The organism is uncultured Azonexus sp. (assembly GCF_937982035.1).
Taxonomy (GTDB): domain Bacteria; phylum Pseudomonadota; class Gammaproteobacteria; order Burkholderiales; family Rhodocyclaceae; genus Azonexus.
The window spans coordinates 1-18064 of the sequence record NZ_CALJNI010000012.1 but is presented as its reverse complement, the minus strand read 5'-3'; the positions used below and the strand labels follow the sequence as shown (position 1 = coordinate 18064).

The following is an 18064-nucleotide window of genomic DNA, read 5'->3' as shown; positions in this document are numbered from 1 at the left end:
AATCCCGCCCCATGTTACGCATCGTCCTCGACACCAACGTCGTCCTCGACCTCTTCCACTGGGCCAACGTGGATGCCGTCCCGATCATGGCCGCGCTGGAAGCCGGGCGCATCGAATGCCTGGTCGACGAGCGCACGCTCGACGAACTGCAGCGCGTCCTGACCTACCCGCAACTGAAGCTGACGCCGGACATGATCGCCGAGCGCTACGCCCGCTACAGCGCCCTGATCACCGTCGTTCCCGCCGGCGAAGCCGCCCCCCTGCCCCGGTGCAAGGACCGCGACGACCAGAAGTTCCTCGAACTGGCCGAACGCAGCGGCGCCGACCTGCTGGTCAGCAAGGACAAGGCGCTGCTCAAATTGCGCGGGCGTACCAAGCTGGCGTTTCGTATTGTCAAGCCGAAAGAGGCGTCGTTGTTGATCGATACGCAGGGACAATCTCCCCAATAGCGCGCTTCCATTGGCTAGGCCGGCGGGATATGCGCTATATTAGGCAAAGACGTAAAACCCTTGCCACCGCAGGATTCATCCGGAAACGGCCCGCCGAGTTTTGCCAGTGCCGCCGCCGGCCATAGTCAACCCGCTGACTTATTTCAGGAGAACCGTCATGAGCACCAAGAAAACCAAGACCCCGAACATCGATATCGGCATTGCCGAAGCCGACCGCAAGAAGATCGTCGCCGGCCTGTCCGCCCTGCTGGCCGACAGCTACACGCTGTACCTGATGACCCACAACTTCCACTGGAACGTAAAAGGCCCGCAGTTCAACAGCCTGCACAACATGTTCATGGGTCAATATACCGAGCAGTGGAACGCCCTCGACATGATCGCCGAGCGCATCCGCGCGCTGGGCTTCCCGGCACCGGGCACCTACAAGGAATTCGTCAAGCTCGCCTCGATCAAGGAAGTCGAGGGCGTACCGAGCGCCGACGACATGATCCGCCACCTGGTTGCTGCGCAGGAAGCCACCGCCCGCACCGCGCGCAAGCTGTTCCCGGTGGTCGACGCCGCCGATGACCAGCCGACCGCCGACCTGCTGACCCAGCGCCTGGAGGTCCATGAAAAGACCGCCTGGATGCTGCGCAGCCTGCTCGAAGACTGAGGCGCCAGCCTGGGCAGGATTGCGATCCTGCCCTTGTTTTTTTCGGTGCATCGATTGATTTCCGCCGGAACATCGCCATCTGACGAGACATCAAGTCAATGAAGAGAAAACGGTCATGGAAGAAAACCTGCACATCGTCTGTCCGCAATGCACCGCGGTGAATCGCGTACCGCAGGCCCGGCTACGGGAAAGCCCGGTGTGCGGCAAATGCGGACAGGCCTTGTTCACCGGGCACCCGGTGGCGTTGACCGATGCCAGCTTCGACAAAATGATCGCCCGCAACGACATCCCGGTCCTGGTCGATTTCTGGGCACCCTGGTGTGCGCCCTGCCGCATGATGGCGCCGCAGTTCGAGCAGGCGGCCGCCGATCTGGAACCGCTGGTCCGTCTGGCCAAGGTGGATACCGAAGCCGAACAGATGCTCGCCAGCCGTCATGGCATCCGCAGCATCCCGACGCTGACGCTATTCAAAGACGGCCGCGAAATCGCCCGCCAAGCCGGCGCCATGGGCGCGGCCGACATCCTGCGCTGGGTCCGCAGCAAGCTGTAAGTCGCTGCTTCGGCGGACGGGGCAAAGGGAAAACTTCGCGCCGCGTCACTCCTGCCGGCGGCGGAACACCCAGGTCTTGTCGTCGGAGGCTTCCGGCGCGAAGGCGTAACCTTCGCTGTCGAAATCCTTCAGGCCTTCCGGCGCGGTCAGCCGGTTGACCACGGCGTAGCGCGTCATCAGACCGCGCGCCTTCTTGGCGAAGAAACTGATGATCTTGTACTTGCCGCCCTTCCAGTCCTCGAACACCGGCTGGATCAGCGTTCCCTTGAGCTTGCGCCCGACCGCCGCCTTGAAATATTCCTCGGACGCCAGATTGACCACCACCGGTCGCGGCATTGCGTCGAGTTCGGCGTTGATCGCGTCGAGCAGGGTTTCGCCCCAGAAGGCGTAAAGATCCTTGCCGCTGCGGTTGGCGAATTTCGTTCCCATTTCGAGTCGATAGGGCTGCATCAGGTCGAGCGGCTTGAGGATGCCGTAGAGCCCGGAAAGGATGCGCACATGCTGCTGGGCGAAGTCGAGGTCGGCAGCGGACAGGGTCTTCGCCGACAGGCCATCGTAGACATCGCCGTCGAAGGCGAGCACGGCCTGCTTGGCGTTGTCCGGCGTAAACGGTTGCGACCACTCGGCGTAGCGGTTGAAATTGAGCAGCGCCAGTTGGTCGGAGAGATCCATCAAGTTGGCGATGTCGGCCGGCGACAGCGCGTGCAACTGGTCGATCAGCGTCTGCGAGCGATCCAGGAAAACCGGCTGCGAAAAGGTCGAAACATGCGGCGGGGTCTTGTAATCGAGCGATTTGGCGGGGGAAAGGAAGATCAGCATGACGGGAACCTGTCGGCAGTTTTGCGGTTTAACACGACGCCCGATTTTACCGGCTGTTAAAATTCCTCTTTTGCTTTTTTTGGAACACCGATGAAACGTACCCGCTTCGGTTCGCGCGACCGCCTTTCGCGCGACGCGGCAGAACTGCAACGCCTGGCCGTCGGCCTTTCCGAATCCGGCGGCAAGCTGGAAGACGCCTACTGGGAAACGCAACTCGCCGAAGCCGTGGACAACCTGCTCAAAAATGGCGGCGAAGACGACATCAACATCGCGCTCGACCGGCTGTTCGAAGCCAACCCGCGTGGCCACGACGAACTCGCCGACATGGTCGAATCGCGCGCCGAAACCCATCGCCTGGACGTTGACGGCCAGCCCTGGGAAGTCATGCTGTTCGCCGCGCCGGTGCTGGCCTGGTCGCGCTTCTCGATCGCCGCCTGCCAGTTGCCCAAGAGCTCGCTGCAGGCGCTCGCCGTGCAACTCGGCGCGCACGTCTTTGGCGGCCAGGCCAAGGTGGCGCTGGCCGACTTCCTGTTCAGCCCGGACCAGTTGCCGCGCAGCTTCTGCGACACCTGGCAACTGACCCGCGAACTCGGTGAAGCCGCGCTGGCCGGCAAGCATCTTGCCGTCGACGGCAGCCACCTGCCGGAAACCAACCGCTTCCTGTCGGATGTCCGCTACCTGATCGGCGCCATTGCCGTACCGCGCGGCAACGCCCTGTTCCGCTGGAACGAGAAGGACGGCGGCAAGGAAGATTCGCTCAAGGAATGGATCAAGCAGGGCAGCCCCAGCCTGGAACCGCTGCTCACCGGCTGCGCCTGGCAGCCGCTGCTGCCGGATGCCTATCACGCCGCCTGCCGCAACGCCGACCGCGCCTCGCGCCCGTACTCGGCCAAGGCCTCGATCGCCTTCCTGCAGACCACGCTCGGCCTGATGCCCGATGCCATCCGCGCCGTCATCGGCCCCTGTTACGACCGTCGGCTGGAGGAATACCGCGTCGGCCTCGGTCCCAAGGATGGCGAGGCGGTCTATCACGGCATCGTCTGGCCGCTGCTCGGCGGTGACGACGAGAACGCCGACATCGCCGGCGAAATCGAGGCTGCGCTGCGCGAAACCGGGGTCAAGGAAGTCCGCTTCCTCGATCACCACTTCCCGATGGAGTTCTGCGACGACTGCGGCGCGCCGATGTTCCCCAACATCGACGGCGAACTGGTCCATGCCGAAATGCCGGAACAACCGGCCGCCACCTCGCAGCATCTGCACTGATGAGCCGTAACGCCGACTGGCTGGCACGCAGTCAGGCTGCCGTCTGGCATCCGTGCACGCAGATGCGCCACCATGCCGACACGGCGTCGCCGGCGCATCTGCCGCTGCTGCCGATCGCCCGTGGCGAAGGCCCCTGGCTGATCGACTTCGACGGCCGGCGCTACCTCGACGGCATCAGCTCGTGGTGGACCAACCTGTTCGGCCACGCCGAGCCGCGCATCAACGCGGCGCTGCGCGAGCAACTGGCAACGCTCGAACACGTGATGCTGGCCGGCTTCACGCACCAGCCCGTGGTCGAACTGTCCGAGCGCCTGTCGGCGCTGACCGGCGGCTCGCTCGGCCACGCCTTCTACGCGTCCGATGGCGCTTCGGCGACCGAAATCGCGCTGAAGATGAGCTTTCATTACTGGCGCAACGTCGGCCGCCCGGAGAAGGCGGAATTCCTCTGCCTGGCCGGCAGCTACCACGGCGAGACGGTCGGCGCGCTGGCGGTCACCGACGTCGCCATTTTCAAGGACGCCTACGCGCCGCTGGTGCGCCACGCCGCGCATGTGCTGCCCACGCCCGATTTCCGTCTGGCCGAAGCCGGCGAAACGCCGGCCGACGTCGCCCGCCGCGCTGCTGCCGGCCTGGCCGACTGGCTGGAAAAGCACGGCGAACGCACCGCCGCGCTGATCGTCGAACCGCTGGTCCAGGGCGCCGCCGGCATGGCGATGTACGACCCGGAATACCTGCGCCTGGCCCGCCAGCTATGTGACCAGCACGAAGTGCACCTGATCTGCGACGAGATTGCCGTCGGTTGTGGCCGCACCGGTACTTTCTTCGCCCATGAGCAAGCGGACATCCGCCCTGACCTGATGTGCCTGTCCAAGGGCATTTCCGGCGGCTACCTGCCGCTCTCGGTGGTCCTCAGCAGCGACACCCTCTACGCCGCCTTCCTCGACGACTCGGTCGCCCGCGCCTTCCTGCACTCGCATTCCTACACCGGCAACCCACTCGCCTGCCGGGCGGCGCTGGCAACGCTCGACATCTTCGCCGAGGACGACGTGCTCGCCGCCAATCGCGACCGGTCGCGGAAAATCGGCGCCATGCTGGCGCCGCTGGCCGGCCATGCCCAAGTCAAACACCTGCGCCAGCGCGGCATGATCGCCGCCTTCGACGTCGTCAGCGACGACCCCTGTTTCTCGCGCCGCTTCTACCGCGCCGCGCTCGACCACGGCGCGTTGCTGCGACCGATCGGCAATACCGTTTACCTGATGCCGCCCTACATCGTCGGCGACGACGAGATCGCCCAACTTGGCCGCGCCATCGACGGCGCACTGGAGCGCGCACTGCGATGATCGGTCTATTCCTCAAATCCCTGCTCGGCGCGCTGGCGGTGTTGATCATCGCCCTGCTGTCGCGCTCGAAGAGTTTCTACATCGCCGGCCTGGTGCCGCTGTTTCCGACCTTCGCCCTGATCGCCCACGCCATCGTCGCCCAGGAACGCGGCATGGCCGACCTGCGCACGACGGCGCTGTTCGGCCTGTGGTCGCTGATTCCCTACGCCATCTACCTGCTCGCGGTGTTCTGGCTGAGCACCCGGCTGACGCTGTGGCCAACGCTGCTCCTGGCCACCCTCGGCTGGCTGATCGCGGCCGGCATTTTGCTGTTCGCCTGGACGCATTTCCAGCCGACGCCCTGAGACCGCCACGGCAACAGCGCCTTCGGAAAAACCGAAACGTTATGTCCGGTTTTCAGGGTGCAATCGAAGCGATGCTTGGTTAGGATAGGCACTCCACTACGTGACAAGAGGAGACGCCCATGAAAGTCAAGGCAACGATTCAACGTGGTACCCGTTATCTGTGCACCAAGATCGGTGCAGTCGTCATCGCCATCGAACAGGTGGCCATCGTCAAGGGTCTGGCGATGTGGGAAGTCGAAGGCGAAATCGCCGGCGGCATCCGCAAGCGCTTCATCGTTTCCCAGCGCAACCTGCTGCCTTTGCAGCCAGCCTAGATCACACCGGCCGGGCCGGCTTCCGTTAAAATCCGTCTCCTTTGCCCGGTTGCAAGCCGGGCCTGACATCCTGACGGATTTTCCTGGTCGGCCACATGCCTGAAACCTCATCCTCCCTGCTCGAGGGCAGCCTCGACGCAGAATTGCAGGAACTCGCTGCAGCCGGTCTGCGCCGGCAGCGGCGGACCCTGGATTCGCCTTGCGGACGCATTGCCACGGTCGATGGGCGTGAACTGCTGAACTTTGCCAGCAACGACTATCTCGGCCTGGCCGGTGACGCCGGACTGGCCCGCGCCCTCGCCGACGGCGCGCTGGACTGGGGCGCCGGCAGCGGCGCGTCGCACCTGGTCGCCGGGCATCTGCAGCCGCATGCCGACCTCGAAGCCGCGATTGCCGAATTCACCGGTTTCCCGGCCGCGCTGACCTTTTCCACCGGCTACCTGGCCAACCTGGCGGTCACACCGACCCTGGCTGGTCGCGGCGACGCGGTCTTCGCCGACAAGCTCAACCACGCCTCGCTGATCGACGCCATGCAACTGGCCAAGGCCAACGGCGCCGACGTCCACCGCTACCCGCACAACGACCTGTCGGCGCTCGAACGCCTGCTGGCAGCCAGCAACGCGCGGCGCAAAGTCGTCGTCACCGACGCCGTGTTCAGCATGGACGGCGACCTGGCGCCGCTGCCCGGCCTGTTCGCGCTGGCCGAGCGCTTCGACGCCTGGCTGGTGATCGACGACGCGCACGGTTTCGGCGTCCTCGGCGCCAAGGGTCGCGGCAGCCTGGCGCATTTCAACCTGCCCGCCGCCCCGCGCATCCTGCTGATGGGCACGCTGGGCAAGGCCGCCGGCGTCGGCGGTGCTTTCGTCGCCGGCTCGACGCGCGCCATCGACTACCTGCTGAACAAGGGGCGCAGCTACATCTTCACCACCGCCACCCCGCCGGCCATCGCCTGCGCACTGCTCGCCAGCCTGCAGCGTATCGAAAACGGCAACGCACTGCGCCAGCAATTGAACGCCAACATCGCCCGCCTGCGCGACGGTGCACGCGATCTACCCTGGACCCTGCCGGCCTCGATGACGGCCATCCAGCCGCTGATCGTCGGCGACAACCAGGCTGCCCTCGACCTGGCTCAGGCGCTGTGGGCGCGCGGCCTGTGGGTACCGGCCATCCGCCCACCCACCGTACCGCGCGGCACGGCCCGCCTGCGCATTTCCGTATCAGCGGCCCATACCGCGGACGACATCGACCGACTGGTTGCCGCCCTCAAGGAACTTGCATGAACGCATCTCTCTTCTTCCTGCCCGGCTGGGCGCTCGGGCGCGGCCCGCTGAACGCCGCCGTCGAGGCGCTGGCCGGACAATTCATCGACCTGCCCGGCTACCGCGAAACACCGCCGATCGCCGATTTCGACGCCGCCGTTGCCGACATCGCCAGCCGACTGCCGGCAGGCGCGACACTGGCCGGCTGGTCGATCGGCGCGCAACTCGCGCTGGCCATCGCCGCACGCCATCCGGACAAGGTCGGCAAGCTGCTGCTGGTCGCCGGCACCACCTCCTTCGTCCAGCGCGACGGCTGGCCGCATGCCATGGCGCCGGCGACGCTGGCCGAATTTGCCGCCGCCATCCGCGCCGACGCGGCCGGCATGCTGCCGCGCTTCGTCGGCGGCTTCAACCGGGGCGACGCGCTGGCCAAGGAAGTGACGCGCCAGATCCTCGACCTGGCCGACCCGCTGCCCGGCGCCGAAGTACTCGACACCGGCCTGAACTGGCTGCGCGACGTCGACCTGCGCACCGATGCCGCGCTGGTTCGTGCGCCGACCCTGCTGCTGCACGGCGACGCCGATCCGCTGATGCCCGCCGCTGCCGCACAGATGCTGGCTGCCCTGATCCCCGGCGCCCAACTCGAACTGCTGCCGGCCTGCGCGCACGCCCCCTTCCTCTCGCGCCCCGACGATTTCCTCGCCGCCGCCCGTCGCTTCCTGAATGACTAGACCCTCCCGGGCCCGCGTCCGCCAGTCCTTCGAACGCGCTGCCGCCACCTACGACCAGGCCGCCATCGTCCAGCGCCGCATCTGCGACCATCTGGCCGCCACCTTGCCGGCGGCCATCGACGCGCAGCGCATCCTGGATGCCGGCTGCGGCACCGGCTACGCGCATGCCTTGCTGCAACGCAGCTTCCCGGCCGCCGAGCTGTTCGCCCTCGACCTGTCGACGGCCATGCTCGAACGCGTAACCGGCAACTGCCGGCGTCTGGCCGGCGACCTCGAACGACTGCCGCTGGCCGACGCCAGCCTCGACCTCTACTGGTCCAGCCTGGCCATGCAATGGTGCGAAGCGCAGCAGGTTTTCAGCGAAGCCCGGCGGGTACTGCGCCCGGACGGGCGCCTGGCAGTCAGCACGCTGGGACCGGCGACCTTTCACGAATTGCGCACAGCCTTCGACGGCATCGACAGCCATCAGCACACACTGAGCTTCCAGTGCGCCGACGCGCTTGGCCGGCAGGCCGAACTCGCCGGCTTTGCCGACGTCCGCCTGGAAATCCGGCAGGAAACCCTGTTCTACCCCGACCTGCGCAGTCTGCTGCGCGCCGTCAAGGCCGTTGGCGCCAACCAGGTCGGCCCCGGTCGCCGGACCGGCCTGATGAGTCCCGGCACCCTGCGTCGGCTTGAAGCCGCCTATGAATGCCAACGACAAGACGATGGTATACCATTGACCTACGACATAGTTTTCATCCACGCCAGATCATGAGTTCCGCCTATTTCCTGACCGGCACCGACACCGAAGTCGGCAAGACCCACATCACCTGCGCCCTGCTGCACCGCGCCCGCCAGGCGGGACTGTCGGCGGTCGGGCTAAAACCGGTTGCCGCCGGCACCGACGCGCTGGGCGAGAACGACGACGTCCGCCGCATCCTGGCCGCCAGCAGCGTCGAACTGCCGGCCGACATCGTCAATCCCTACTGTTTCGCACCGGCCATCGCACCGCACATCGCGGCGGCCGATGTCGGGGTGGATATCGATTTCTCGCGTATCGCCGACACCGTCGGCACGGCCAGACGCCAGGCCGATCTGGTCATCGTCGAAGGCGCCGGCGGTTTCTGCGTGCCCTTCGGGATCGACCGCAACGGCGCCGATCTGGCCATGGTCCTGGGCTTGCCGGTAATCCTGGTGGTCGGCATGCGCCTGGGCTGCCTCAATCACGCGTTGCTGACGGCGGAAGCCATCGCCAATCGCGGATTGTTCATTGCCGGCTGGGTGGCCAACCGGATTGACCCGGAAATGAGCCGATTCGAGGAAAATCTCGCCACCCTGAAGGAATTGCTCGACGCGCCCCTGCTCGGGGTCGTTCCCTACGACCCGGCGGGATCGCCGGCGGCAGCGGCAAACTGCCTGAGCCTACCCGGCTGACAGGCCGCGCAAGACCTCGGCAACCTCATCGACGCGGGCCAGCAACATGTCAACCCGCCCCCGGGCATCGTCTACCTGGCCATTCTTCGCCTGATATTCCAGCGTCTGCGCCAACTCGGCCCCGAATCCGTCGGAAAAGGTCGCCAGCAGCCCCTTGATCGTGTGGGCCTCGCGCTGCAGGGCGGCGCTGTCGCCGGCAAGCGCAGTCAGCAAGGCCTGGCGGTTGTTGTCCAGTTCCGTCAGGAACATGTCCACCATCATGGCAAAGATGCCCTCATCCCCGCCCAATCGTTCGAGGATGGCCGGCTTGTCGAGTACAAAGGGATTCATGCGCGGTCTCCGTCAGCCATGGCTCATATTTTCGGGGCTTCCTCGTCGCGGAAGCGTTGCCGGACTTCGAGCGCCTCGTCCCAACCGGCAATGAAGGATTCGACACAGAGCGGGTCGAAGTGCGTGCTGCGGCCCTCTTCCAGAAAACGCATGGCGTCGTCGAGTGCCCAGGCTTTCTTGTACGGGCGCTCCGAGGTCAGGGCATCGAACACGTCGGCCACGGCAACGATGCGACCGAACAGCGGGATCGCACTGCCCTTGAGCCCGCGGGGATAACCGCTGCCGTCGTATTTTTCATGATGCGACCGGGCGATCTCGGCACCGGCCTGAAGGATTTCCGAACCGCTGTCCTTGAGCAGGTCGTAGCCCAGCATCGCATGCTGTTTCATGATGTCGAATTCCTGCAGCGACAGTTTTCCCGGCTTGAGCAGGATGTGATCGCGGATGCCGATCTTGCCGACATCGTGCAAGGGCGCTGCCTGCAGGATCAGATTGCAGGTTGCGGCGTCGAGATCGAGGCCGCGGGCGATGATTTCCGAGTAATGCGCCATGCGCTGGATGTGCGCGCCGGTTTCCGGGTCGCGGAATTCGGCGGCGCGCGAAATGCGGAAAATCAGTTCGCGTTCCCGTTCGCGGATATCGCGGGTTCGCTCGGCGACCTCGTCGGCCAGATGGGCGGCACGGTCGGCAAGAAACTTCTGGCCGGTGCGCAGCGCGAGCATGTTGCGCACGCGCGCCGAGAATTCGATGCGGTCGATGGGCTTGGTCAGGAAATCGTTGGCGCCGCCGAGCAGCGCCTCGTAGCGGACATCCTTCTGGTCGTTGGCGGTGATCATCAGCACCGGGATTTCGGTCCGTCCGTGCAAGGCGCGGAAGGCGGCGATGAACCGCAGGCCGTCCATCTCCGGCATCATGTAATCGACGATGACCAGATCCGGCACATTGCCCCGGCACCATTCCAGCGCCTTCAGCGGATGATCGAACATCACGGGTTCGCACTCGCCGAGCTTGAGCACCAGCGCCCTGATCAAGGTCAGGTTGATTTCGCTGTCGTCAATGATCAAAACCTTGTGCATTCGCCCATCCGCGCTTGTCCAAACCGCATGAAGTATATAATGCGGCGCCATGAAACTACTCTTCGATCTCTTCCCGGTCATCCTCTTTTTCGCCAGCTTCAAGTACGCCGGCGCACATCCGGAGGCCGCAGCCGGCTGGGTCGCCGGCCTGCTCGGTGGCGCCGCGGTCAATCCGGCACAAGCGCCCATCCTGCTGGCGACCATCGTTGTCATCGTGGCCACCGCCGCCCAGATCGCCTGGGTCCATTTCCGTCACGGCAAGGTCGACAAGATGCTGTGGATCAGCCTGGGCCTGGTGGTCGTTTTCGGCGGCATGACGCTGGCTTTCCAGAACGAGGCCTTCATCATGTGGAAACCGACGCTGCTCTACTGGGCCTTCGCCGGCAGCATGCTGATCGCCGCCTGGTTCATGAAGAAAAACGCCATCAAGGCCATGCTCGGCGAGCAGATGAAGCTGCCGGACGCGGTCTGGGACCGCCTCAATCTCGCGTGGATTGGCTTCTTCCTCGTCATGGGCGTACTCAACCTGGTCGTCGCCTTCAATTTCTCGACCGATACCTGGGTCAATTTCAAACTGTTCGGCGGCATGGGCCTGATGTTCGCCTTCGTGCTGGTGCAAGGCGCGATGCTGTCGAAATACATGGAAGAAGAAAAATGATGTTCTACGCAATCATCGGCGAGGACCGCCCCGGCACCCTCGAACAACGCATGGCCGCCCGCCCCGCCCACGTCGAGCGCCTGCTCGCGCTGCAGCAGGAAGGCCGTCTGCTGCTGGCCGGCCCCTGCCCGGCAATCGATTCGCCCGACCCGGGCAGCGCCGGCTTTACCGGCAGCCTGATCGTTGCCGAATTCGCCTCGCTGGCTGCCGCCAAAGACTGGGCCGACGCCGACCCCTACATCGCCGCCGGCGTGTACGAAAAAGTCACCGTCAAACCGTTCAAGAAAGTCCTGCCCGCCTGATGCACGCCGACACCCTGGCCATGCTGCGCGAGCGCCTGGCCGTACTCAAGCCCGAGTCCCTGCATATCGAAGACGAATCGCATCGCCATGCCGGCCACGCCGGCGCCCGCGACGGCGGTCATTTCCGGGTCGATATCGTGGCCAGTGTTTTTTCCGGCAAAAATACACTCGCCCGTCATCGCCTGGTGTACGATGCCGCAGGCGACCTGATGCAAGGTCGCATCCATGCCCTGGCGATCAACGCCCGGGCACCGGAAACCCCATGATTTTCGTTCAACCCCACGGAATTCCAACATGTTCAAACTGACCTCCCTGGCCGCACTGATGCTGGCCGGCAGCCTCGTTTCCGCCCCGGCCCTGGCCCAGGGCAAGCCTTTCGCCACGGTTAACGGCCAGGCCATCCCGCAATCGGTATTCAATGCCTTCATGGCCGAACAGAAGGCCCAGGGCGCACCCGATTCCGAAGAGCTGAAGAACGCCGTCAAGGAAGAACTGGTTCGCCGCGAACTGCTCTCCCAAGAAGCGAAGAAGAAAGGCCTCGACAAGAAACCCGAGATCCAGGGCCAGATCGAACTGGCACGCCAGGCCGTCCTGATCCGTGCCTTCCTCGCCGACTACGTGCGCAGCAACCCGATCACCGATGCCCAGCTGAAGGCCGAATACGACAAGATCAAGGCCTCGCTCGGCAACACCGAATACAAGGCCCGTCACATCCTGGTCGAGAAGGAAGACGACGCCAAGGCCATCATCGCCAAGCTCGACAAGGGTGAAAAATTCGCCACGCTGGCCAAGCAGTCGCTCGACCCCGGCTCCAAGGACAAGGGTGGCGAGCTCGACTGGAGCGCCCCGAACGCCTACGTCCCGCCGTTCGCCGAGGCTCTGCCCAAGCTGAAGAAGGGTGAGTACACCAAGACGCCGGTGCGCACCGACTTCGGCTTCCACGTCATCCAGCTCGACGACAGCCGCGCCCTGACGCCGCCGCCGTTCGAACAGGTCAAGCCGCAACTGCAGCAGCGCGCCGGCCAGATGCAGGTGGACAAGCTGATCAACGACCTGCGCAGCAAGGCCAAGGTCAACTAAGCCGCAATCCAGACAATGCCCGCCGCACGGCGGGCATTTTCACGACAAGCCCACACCTTGTCCAACCGTTCTCCCATCCCGGACAGCACGAGTCCCTCGCGCACCGCCCAAGCAGCCGGGCGCTGGCTGACCCGGGTCTTGTTCGTGCTGTTGCTGCTGGCTTTCGCCGGCGGCGAACAGGCCGCCCTGTTTTCCGGACTGAATGCCCGACTCGGCGACGTGCTGCTACGCTGGCACGCCATTGACCGGCAGCCACCGGCAGACATCGTCCTGATCGACATCGACCAGGCCAGCCTGGATGCGCCGGAAATGCTCGAACTCGCCGGCAACTGGCCATGGCCCCGCGCCACCCACGGCGAACTGGTCGAGTTCATCGGCAGCGCCCGTCCCGCCGCCATCGCCTTCGACCTGATCTTCAGCGAACCGGACCTGTTCCGCCCCGGCAGCGACGCCGTGCTCAGCCAGGCCATTCTCACCAATCAGGCACTGCTCCCGCTGGTTATCGCCGGCGATGGGCAGGCCACGCCATTACGCGACCTGCCTGCCGGCATCGGCGCCAGACCCGGACCGGTCGCCGACCCGCAAGCCGCCCTGCCGCTGATCGCGCCCAAGGCGATCGACCCGACGGCCTGGCAGACCGGGCTGATCAATTTCCTCGCCGACGACGACCAGATCGGCCGCCGCTACTGGATCGACTACCCTCATCGCGGCTGGACCCTGCCGTCGCTGCCCCGGCGCATCGCCGAACAGTCGGGCTGGGCCGTCCCGGCCCGCGATGCGATCGCCCTGCACTGGTATGGACATCCCTTCCAGCGCTATTCCTACCATGAGGTTTTCCTGTCGGCCTTGCGTAGCAATGGCACACCGCCCGACCTGAAGGGCAAGATCGTCATCATCGGCGCCGCTGCGCCCGGCTTGCACGACCTTCGCCCGACCCCGCTGGGCGCCACGACCCCCGGCCCCGAAATCCTCGCCACCGCCGTCGCCAACTTGCGCGACGACGACTGGCTGCGCCCGGTACCCGCGGCCTGGAACCTGGCGCTGGGAATTTCCGGGATGCTCCTGGTCGCACTGGCCTTCACCCGTCGCCCCAACCCGGTCGCCATTGCCGGCGCCCTGGCGTTGTTCAGCGCCGTCGTGGCCGGCAGTACCTGGCTGCTGCTGGACCGCAACATCCAGTGGATGCCGTTCTCGGCGCTGCTGGCGATCTGGCTGACCCTCGCGCTGGCCGCCACCGCCTCGTACCTGCGTGAACGACGGCAACGCGACCAGGCCATCCAGATGTTTGCGCGCTTCCTCGACCCGAACGTCGTACGCTCCCTGACCGACGAAGGCCGGCTGGCGCAGGCGGAAGCCAGTGCCAGCCGCGAAATCACCGTTCTCTTCTCGGACATCCGGGGATTCACGACGATTTCCGAAAGCCGCCCGCCGGAAGAGGTCGTCCGCCTGCTCAACCGCTACTTCGACATGCAGGTGGCCGCCATTTTCGAACAGGGCGGCACGCTCGACAAATTCATCGGCGACGCCATCATGGCGTTCTGGAATGCCCCCCTGGACGAGCCCGACCACGCCGTCAAGGCGGTCAGGGCGGCGCTGGCGATGAGCGATTCGCTGGCCCGCTTCCGGGATTCTCTGGGCGACTCCGACGCCCGCTTCGATATCGGCATCGGCGTACACACCGGCCCGGCCGTCGTCGGTTTTCTCGGCGCCAGTCAGCGGCTCGACTACACGGCCATCGGCGACACGGTGAACCTGGCCAGCCGCATCGAGGGCGAAACCAAGGGCGTTGCCCGCATTCTCGTCTCGCAGGCGACACGCGACGCCTGTGGTAATGTATTCGACTTCATCGACCATGGTGAGGTCACCGTCAAGGGACGTCACCAACCTGTCCGCCTGTTCGAACCCCGGGAGCGCACATGACCCGATCGCCTTTCCGCATCATTCACCAGGGCACCCTCGTCGTCGCCCTTCTTCTGGCCGGGAATGCCCTGGCCACACCGGGTACGCTGATCCGTGCCAGCGACTTGCTGGCCGATGCCTATACCGATGCCAAGAGCCTGGCCAGCCTACCCGCCGATGCCAAGCTGACCGTACTCGAGGGCAAGGGCGGCTGGAGCAAGGTTCGAACTGAAGACGGCAAGACCGGCTGGGTCCGCCTGCTCAACGTGCGTATCGCTGCCCCGGCAGGGGCCGGCGGCAACACGCTGACCGCCATCGGCAACGTCGTCCGCACCGGCACCACGAAAAGCGCGGCGACGACCGGCGCCAAGGGCCTGTCCCGCGAAAAACTGGCCCAGTCCCAGCCCAACCCGCGCGAAGTCGCCAAGCTGGACGCATTCCGCGCGAAGCCAGCCGAAATCAACCGGTTTGCCGCCGCCCGCAAGCTCAGCGCACGCGACATTCCCGAATTGCCCAACTGACCACGGCGGAGCGCAACCATGAAGCTTTTCATCATCGCCCTGAGCAGCCTGGTTTTCGCCAGCGGCTGTACCGAACAGTTACGCCGGGCCGGCATCGACGAACGACAGCTACAGGCCGTCGGCGGCGTCGCCTCGACACTGGCCCGCGCGGAAACGACACCGGCCGAAGAGGCCCAGCTTGGCCAGGCGGCAGCGGCAACCCTGCTCGGCACCGCACCGCTGGTCACCGACCGCGAAATGATGCAGTACATCAATCAGCTCGGTGGCTGGATTGCCCGGCAAACTGGCCGCAGCGACATCAACTGGCGTTTCGGCGTCATCAACAGCAGCAACGTCAACGCCTTTGCCGCGCCGGATGGCTATGTGTTCGTGACCAAGGGCCTGCTGCGTGAACTGCGCGACGAATCCGAGCTGGCCGGTGTGGTGGCGCATGAAATCGCGCATGTCGTGAAACGCCATTACGTGGTCGCGATGCGCAAGAAGGACACCTCCAACGCGCTGACCAACCTTGCCGCCACGACCGCTCAGCGCAACACCCGCAACGCCGACATCGTCGCCCAGCCGCTGGCCAACCTGGCCCAGAACCTGTATTCGTCGGGTCTGGACAAGGGCGACGAGTACGAAGCCGATCGCCTCGGCGTCGTCTATGCGGCGCGCGCCGGCTACGATCCCTACGGTCTCGTCCGGGTGATCGCCATGTATGCCGGCAACAGCAGCAACCACGACTTCGAACTGCTGTTCTCAACCCACCCCGCCCCGCAGGACCGCCTGAGCGCACTGGACAAGGCCATGGGGGAACGGCTCGATGCCTTCGAAAGCAAAAGCATCAGTGACAGCAAGTCTTTCCAGCGGATGAAGCAGAAAGCCATGCAACTGGCCGACCCGCGAAATTGAGCGCACGCACGCCAACCTTGCCCGGACGCAAACCGGCTGGGCAAGGAATAAAACGGGCAAATCGGGAAGGGAGAAGCCGTTGAGCCGGTTTGGTGCGTCGAGAGGGTTTCGAACCCCCGACCCCCGCCGTGTGAAGGCGATGCTCTACCACTGAGCTATCGACGCAAACCTGAAACAACGACCTGCTTCGCCTGTTATTCCGACATCTTGGGTGTCGGCTTTCGTTGCCGCTGAAACCGGCAGGAGACGAAGAAGAGGCGCGCATTTAACCATAAGTCGTGCAGCGGGTCAAACCGTGGTCGGCTAAAATAGCGGACTTTGTTTCCGACACGAAAATCCGATTCCAATGAAGCCTGTCCGCACCCGTTTTGCCCCCAGCCCCACCGGTTACCTGCACATCGGCGGCGCCCGCACTGCCCTGTTCTCCTGGGCCTATGCGCGCCGCCACGGGGGCCAGTTCATCCTGCGCATCGAAGACACCGATGTCGCCCGCTCGACCCCGGAAGCCGTTCAGGCCATTCTCGACGGCATGGCCTGGCTGGAGCTGACGCACGACGAAGGCCCCTTCTACCAGATGCAGCGCATGGACCGCTATCGCGAAGTGATCCAGCAGATGCTGGCGGCCGGCACCGCCTACTACTGTTACACCACCCGCGAGGAGCTCGACGCCCTGCGCGCCGAGCAGGAAGCACGCAAGGAAAAGCCCCGCTACGACGGTCGCTGGCGCCCCGAGGCAGGCAAGACCCTGCCGACGCCGCCGGCCGGCGTGCCGCCGGTGATCCGCTTCCGCAACCCCAAGGACGGCGTGGTCGCCTGGGACGATGCGGTCAAGGGACGCATCGAAATCGCCAACGCCGAACTCGACGACCTGATCATCGCCCGCGCCGACGGCACACCGACCTACAACTTCTGCGTCTGCGTCGACGACTGGGACATGGGCATCACCCACGTCATCCGCGGTGACGACCACGTCAACAACACCCCGCGCCAGATCAACATCCTGCAGGCGCTCGGTGCCGAAGTGCCGATCTACGGCCACCTGTCGATGATCCTCGGCGACGACGGCGCCAAGCTGTCCAAGCGCCACGGTGCCGTCTCGGTCATGCAGTACGACGAGGATGGCTTCCTCAAGGAAGCCGTGATCAACTACCTGGCGCGCCTGGGCTGGTCCCACGGCGACGACGAAATCTTCACCCGCGAGCAGTTCGTCGAGTGGTTCGACCTCGACCACATCACCGCTTCCGCCGCCCAGTTCAATACCGAAAAGCTGCTGTGGCTGAACCAGCACTACATGAAGCAGCTCCCGGTCGCGGAACTGGCCGCACACATCAAGCGCCGGCTGGCCGCCCGCGGTATCGACAGCGATGCCGGCCCCAGCCTGGAGAAGGCCGTCGCCCTCTACGTCGACCGCTGCAACACGCTCAACGTGCTGGCCGACGCAGTCGAGGTGTTCTACACCACGGTCACCCCGAGCGCGGAACTGCTCGCCCAGCACCTGACCGAGGAAACCCGGCCGGCGCTGGCCGATTTTTCTGCCGGGATCGCCGAAGTCGCCTGGGAGATCCCGGCGATTGCCGCCCTGATCAAGGAAACCATTGCCCGCCACGGCCTCAAGATGCCGAAACTGGCGATGCCGCTGCGTGCCATCCTGGTCGGACAGACGCAAACGCCGTCGGTCGATGCAGTGATCGAGCTGATCGGTCGCGACCGTGTACTGGCCGCCCTGAAAAAATATCTCTAAAAATCGTGAAAGGCCCTTTACAAGGGGAAAGACGCTCCCTATAATGCGGCCTTCTTTCGAGCGGGGGTATAGCTCAGCTGGGAGAGCGCTTGCATGGCATGCAAGAGGTCAGCGGTTCGATCCCGCTTACCTCCACCATAAAAGCTCGAAGGAAAGTCCGGGTCCCCATCGTCTAGAGGCCTAGGACACCGCCCTTTCACGGCGGTAACTGGGGTTCGAATCCCCATGGGGATGCCAAAGGTTTTGGTGCGGAGTGGTAGTTCAGTTGGTTAGAATACCGGCCTGTCACGCCGGGGGTCGCGGGTTCGAGCCCCGTCCACTCCGCCAATTTACAAATCCGGTTGATCCGGTTTGTTTTCTGCCAGTCGCGACGGCGACGGCATGAAGCAAAGATTCGGCTGTCTCTCTGAACTGGGGGTATAGCTC

Annotated in this window: 22 protein-coding genes and 4 tRNA genes; 22 read left to right on the top strand and 4 right to left on the bottom strand. The window is 65.0% G+C overall.

The window, feature by feature from the left end:
• Nucleotides 1–11 precede the first annotated feature (11 nt).
• The 3 genes from Q0799_RS09290 to trxC all read left to right on the top strand — a co-directional run bounded on the left by Q0799_RS09290 (nt 12) and on the right by trxC (nt 1651).
• Nucleotides 12–449 carry a putative toxin-antitoxin system toxin component, PIN family gene (locus Q0799_RS09290; RefSeq protein ID WP_298397516.1) on the top strand — a complete coding sequence of 146 codons (438 nt, stop codon included), beginning with the start codon at nt 12–14 and terminating at the stop codon, nt 447–449.
• A gap of 157 nt (nt 450–606) precedes the next feature.
• On the top strand, nt 607–1101 hold the full coding sequence (locus Q0799_RS09285) for a Dps family protein (RefSeq protein WP_298397513.1): 495 nt from the start codon (nt 607–609) through the stop codon (nt 1099–1101).
• Nucleotides 1102–1216: 115 nt separating this feature from the next.
• A complete protein-coding gene (gene trxC, locus Q0799_RS09280) occupies nt 1217–1651 on the top strand; it encodes a thioredoxin TrxC (protein WP_298397510.1) in 435 nt (144 codons plus the stop codon).
• 45 nt (nt 1652–1696) lie between these two features.
• On the opposite strand, the gene yaaA is transcribed toward trxC, so the two are convergent.
• Nucleotides 1697–2470: a peroxide stress protein YaaA gene (gene yaaA, locus Q0799_RS09275; RefSeq protein ID WP_298397507.1), complete on the bottom strand. Its 774-nt coding sequence runs from the start codon at nt 2468–2470 to the stop codon at nt 1697–1699.
• 90 nt (nt 2471–2560) lie between these two features.
• Here yaaA and Q0799_RS09270 point away from each other — a divergent pair, with 90 nt between their 5' ends.
• The 8 genes from Q0799_RS09270 to bioD all read left to right on the top strand — a co-directional run bounded on the left by Q0799_RS09270 (nt 2561) and on the right by bioD (nt 9137).
• Nucleotides 2561–3733, top strand: coding sequence for a DUF2863 family protein (locus tag Q0799_RS09270; RefSeq protein ID WP_298397504.1), 1173 nt, complete (start codon nt 2561–2563; stop codon nt 3731–3733).
• The gene (bioA, locus tag Q0799_RS09265; RefSeq protein ID WP_298397501.1) at nt 3733–5073 is read left to right on the top strand and encodes an adenosylmethionine--8-amino-7-oxononanoate transaminase; all 1341 of its coding nucleotides are present in this window, start codon (nt 3733–3735) and stop codon (nt 5071–5073) included. Before Q0799_RS09270 ends, bioA begins: the two co-directional genes overlap by 1 nt.
• On the top strand, nt 5070–5417 hold the full coding sequence (locus Q0799_RS09260) for a GlpM family protein (RefSeq protein WP_028995874.1): 348 nt from the start codon (nt 5070–5072) through the stop codon (nt 5415–5417). The genes bioA and Q0799_RS09260 overlap by 4 nt, the downstream gene beginning before the upstream one ends.
• Nucleotides 5418–5536: 119 nt before the next feature.
• Nucleotides 5537–5731: a hypothetical protein gene (locus Q0799_RS09255; protein ID WP_028995875.1), complete on the top strand. Its 195-nt coding sequence runs from the start codon at nt 5537–5539 to the stop codon at nt 5729–5731.
• 95 nt (nt 5732–5826) lie between these two features.
• Entirely contained in the window at nt 5827–7011 is a 1185-nt protein-coding gene (bioF, locus tag Q0799_RS09250; protein ID WP_366940773.1) for an 8-amino-7-oxononanoate synthase, read from the top strand.
• Nucleotides 7008–7721, top strand: coding sequence for an alpha/beta fold hydrolase (locus Q0799_RS09245; RefSeq protein WP_298397492.1), 714 nt, complete (start codon nt 7008–7010; stop codon nt 7719–7721). The genes bioF and Q0799_RS09245 overlap by 4 nt, the downstream gene beginning before the upstream one ends.
• Entirely contained in the window at nt 7714–8478 is a 765-nt protein-coding gene (gene bioC / locus Q0799_RS09240) for a malonyl-ACP O-methyltransferase BioC (protein ID WP_298397489.1), read from the top strand. The genes Q0799_RS09245 and bioC overlap by 8 nt, the downstream gene beginning before the upstream one ends.
• A complete protein-coding gene (gene bioD, locus Q0799_RS09235) occupies nt 8475–9137 on the top strand; it encodes a dethiobiotin synthase (protein ID WP_298397486.1) in 663 nt (220 codons plus the stop codon). Before bioC ends, bioD begins: the two co-directional genes overlap by 4 nt.
• Here the strand turns inward: bioD and Q0799_RS09230 are convergent.
• Both Q0799_RS09230 and Q0799_RS09225 read right to left on the bottom strand, forming a co-directional pair.
• Nucleotides 9126–9467 carry an Hpt domain-containing protein gene (locus tag Q0799_RS09230; protein ID WP_298397483.1) on the bottom strand — a complete coding sequence of 114 codons (342 nt, stop codon included), beginning with the start codon at nt 9465–9467 and terminating at the stop codon, nt 9126–9128. The two genes, bioD and Q0799_RS09230, sit on opposite strands and share 12 nt — an antisense overlap.
• A 23-nt stretch (nt 9468–9490) precedes the next feature.
• On the bottom strand, nt 9491–10543 hold the full coding sequence (locus Q0799_RS09225; RefSeq protein ID WP_298397480.1) for an HD domain-containing phosphohydrolase: 1053 nt from the start codon (nt 10541–10543) through the stop codon (nt 9491–9493).
• Nucleotides 10544–10592: 49 nt separating this feature from the next.
• Between Q0799_RS09225 and Q0799_RS09220 the strand changes: the two genes are divergently transcribed.
• From Q0799_RS09220 to Q0799_RS09190, 7 genes are read left to right on the top strand one after another with little or no spacing between them, the layout of a single operon-like run.
• Complete coding sequence (locus Q0799_RS09220; RefSeq protein WP_298397478.1) at nt 10593–11201, top strand: septation protein A; 609 nt, start codon at nt 10593–10595, stop codon at nt 11199–11201.
• Nucleotides 11201–11503, top strand: coding sequence for a YciI family protein (locus Q0799_RS09215; protein ID WP_028995882.1), 303 nt, complete (start codon nt 11201–11203; stop codon nt 11501–11503). Before Q0799_RS09220 ends, Q0799_RS09215 begins: the two co-directional genes overlap by 1 nt.
• Nucleotides 11503–11769, top strand: a complete 267-nt coding sequence (locus tag Q0799_RS09210; RefSeq protein ID WP_298397475.1) for a BolA family transcriptional regulator — start codon at nt 11503–11505, stop codon at nt 11767–11769. The genes Q0799_RS09215 and Q0799_RS09210 overlap by 1 nt, the downstream gene beginning before the upstream one ends.
• Nucleotides 11770–11797: 28 nt before the next feature.
• Nucleotides 11798–12583, top strand: coding sequence for a peptidyl-prolyl cis-trans isomerase (locus Q0799_RS09205; RefSeq protein WP_298397472.1), 786 nt, complete (start codon nt 11798–11800; stop codon nt 12581–12583).
• A 15-nt stretch (nt 12584–12598) separates the two neighbouring features.
• Nucleotides 12599–14503: an adenylate/guanylate cyclase domain-containing protein gene (locus Q0799_RS09200; protein WP_298397470.1), complete on the top strand. Its 1905-nt coding sequence runs from the start codon at nt 12599–12601 to the stop codon at nt 14501–14503.
• Nucleotides 14500–15003 carry an SH3 domain-containing protein gene (locus Q0799_RS09195; RefSeq protein WP_298397467.1) on the top strand — a complete coding sequence of 168 codons (504 nt, stop codon included), beginning with the start codon at nt 14500–14502 and terminating at the stop codon, nt 15001–15003. The genes Q0799_RS09200 and Q0799_RS09195 overlap by 4 nt, the downstream gene beginning before the upstream one ends.
• 18 nt (nt 15004–15021) lie before the next feature.
• On the top strand, nt 15022–15897 hold the full coding sequence (locus Q0799_RS09190) for a M48 family metalloprotease (protein ID WP_298397464.1): 876 nt from the start codon (nt 15022–15024) through the stop codon (nt 15895–15897).
• 90 nt (nt 15898–15987) lie between these two features.
• Here the strand turns inward: Q0799_RS09190 and Q0799_RS09185 are convergent.
• Nucleotides 15988–16062, bottom strand: a tRNA-Val gene (locus Q0799_RS09185).
• A 181-nt stretch (nt 16063–16243) separates the two neighbouring features.
• Between Q0799_RS09185 and gltX the strand changes: the two genes are divergently transcribed.
• The 4 genes from gltX (at nt 16244) to Q0799_RS09165 (ending at nt 17965) form a co-directional block, all read left to right on the top strand.
• The gene (gene gltX, locus Q0799_RS09180; protein WP_298397461.1) at nt 16244–17638 is read left to right on the top strand and encodes a glutamate--tRNA ligase; all 1395 of its coding nucleotides are present in this window, start codon (nt 16244–16246) and stop codon (nt 17636–17638) included.
• A 62-nt stretch (nt 17639–17700) separates the two neighbouring features.
• Nucleotides 17701–17776: transfer RNA gene (locus tag Q0799_RS09175), tRNA-Ala, on the top strand.
• A gap of 23 nt (nt 17777–17799) precedes the next feature.
• Nucleotides 17800–17875, top strand: a tRNA-Glu gene (locus Q0799_RS09170).
• A 13-nt stretch (nt 17876–17888) separates the two neighbouring features.
• Nucleotides 17889–17965 (top strand) — tRNA-Asp (locus Q0799_RS09165).
• Nucleotides 17966–18064: the final 99 nt, after the last annotated feature.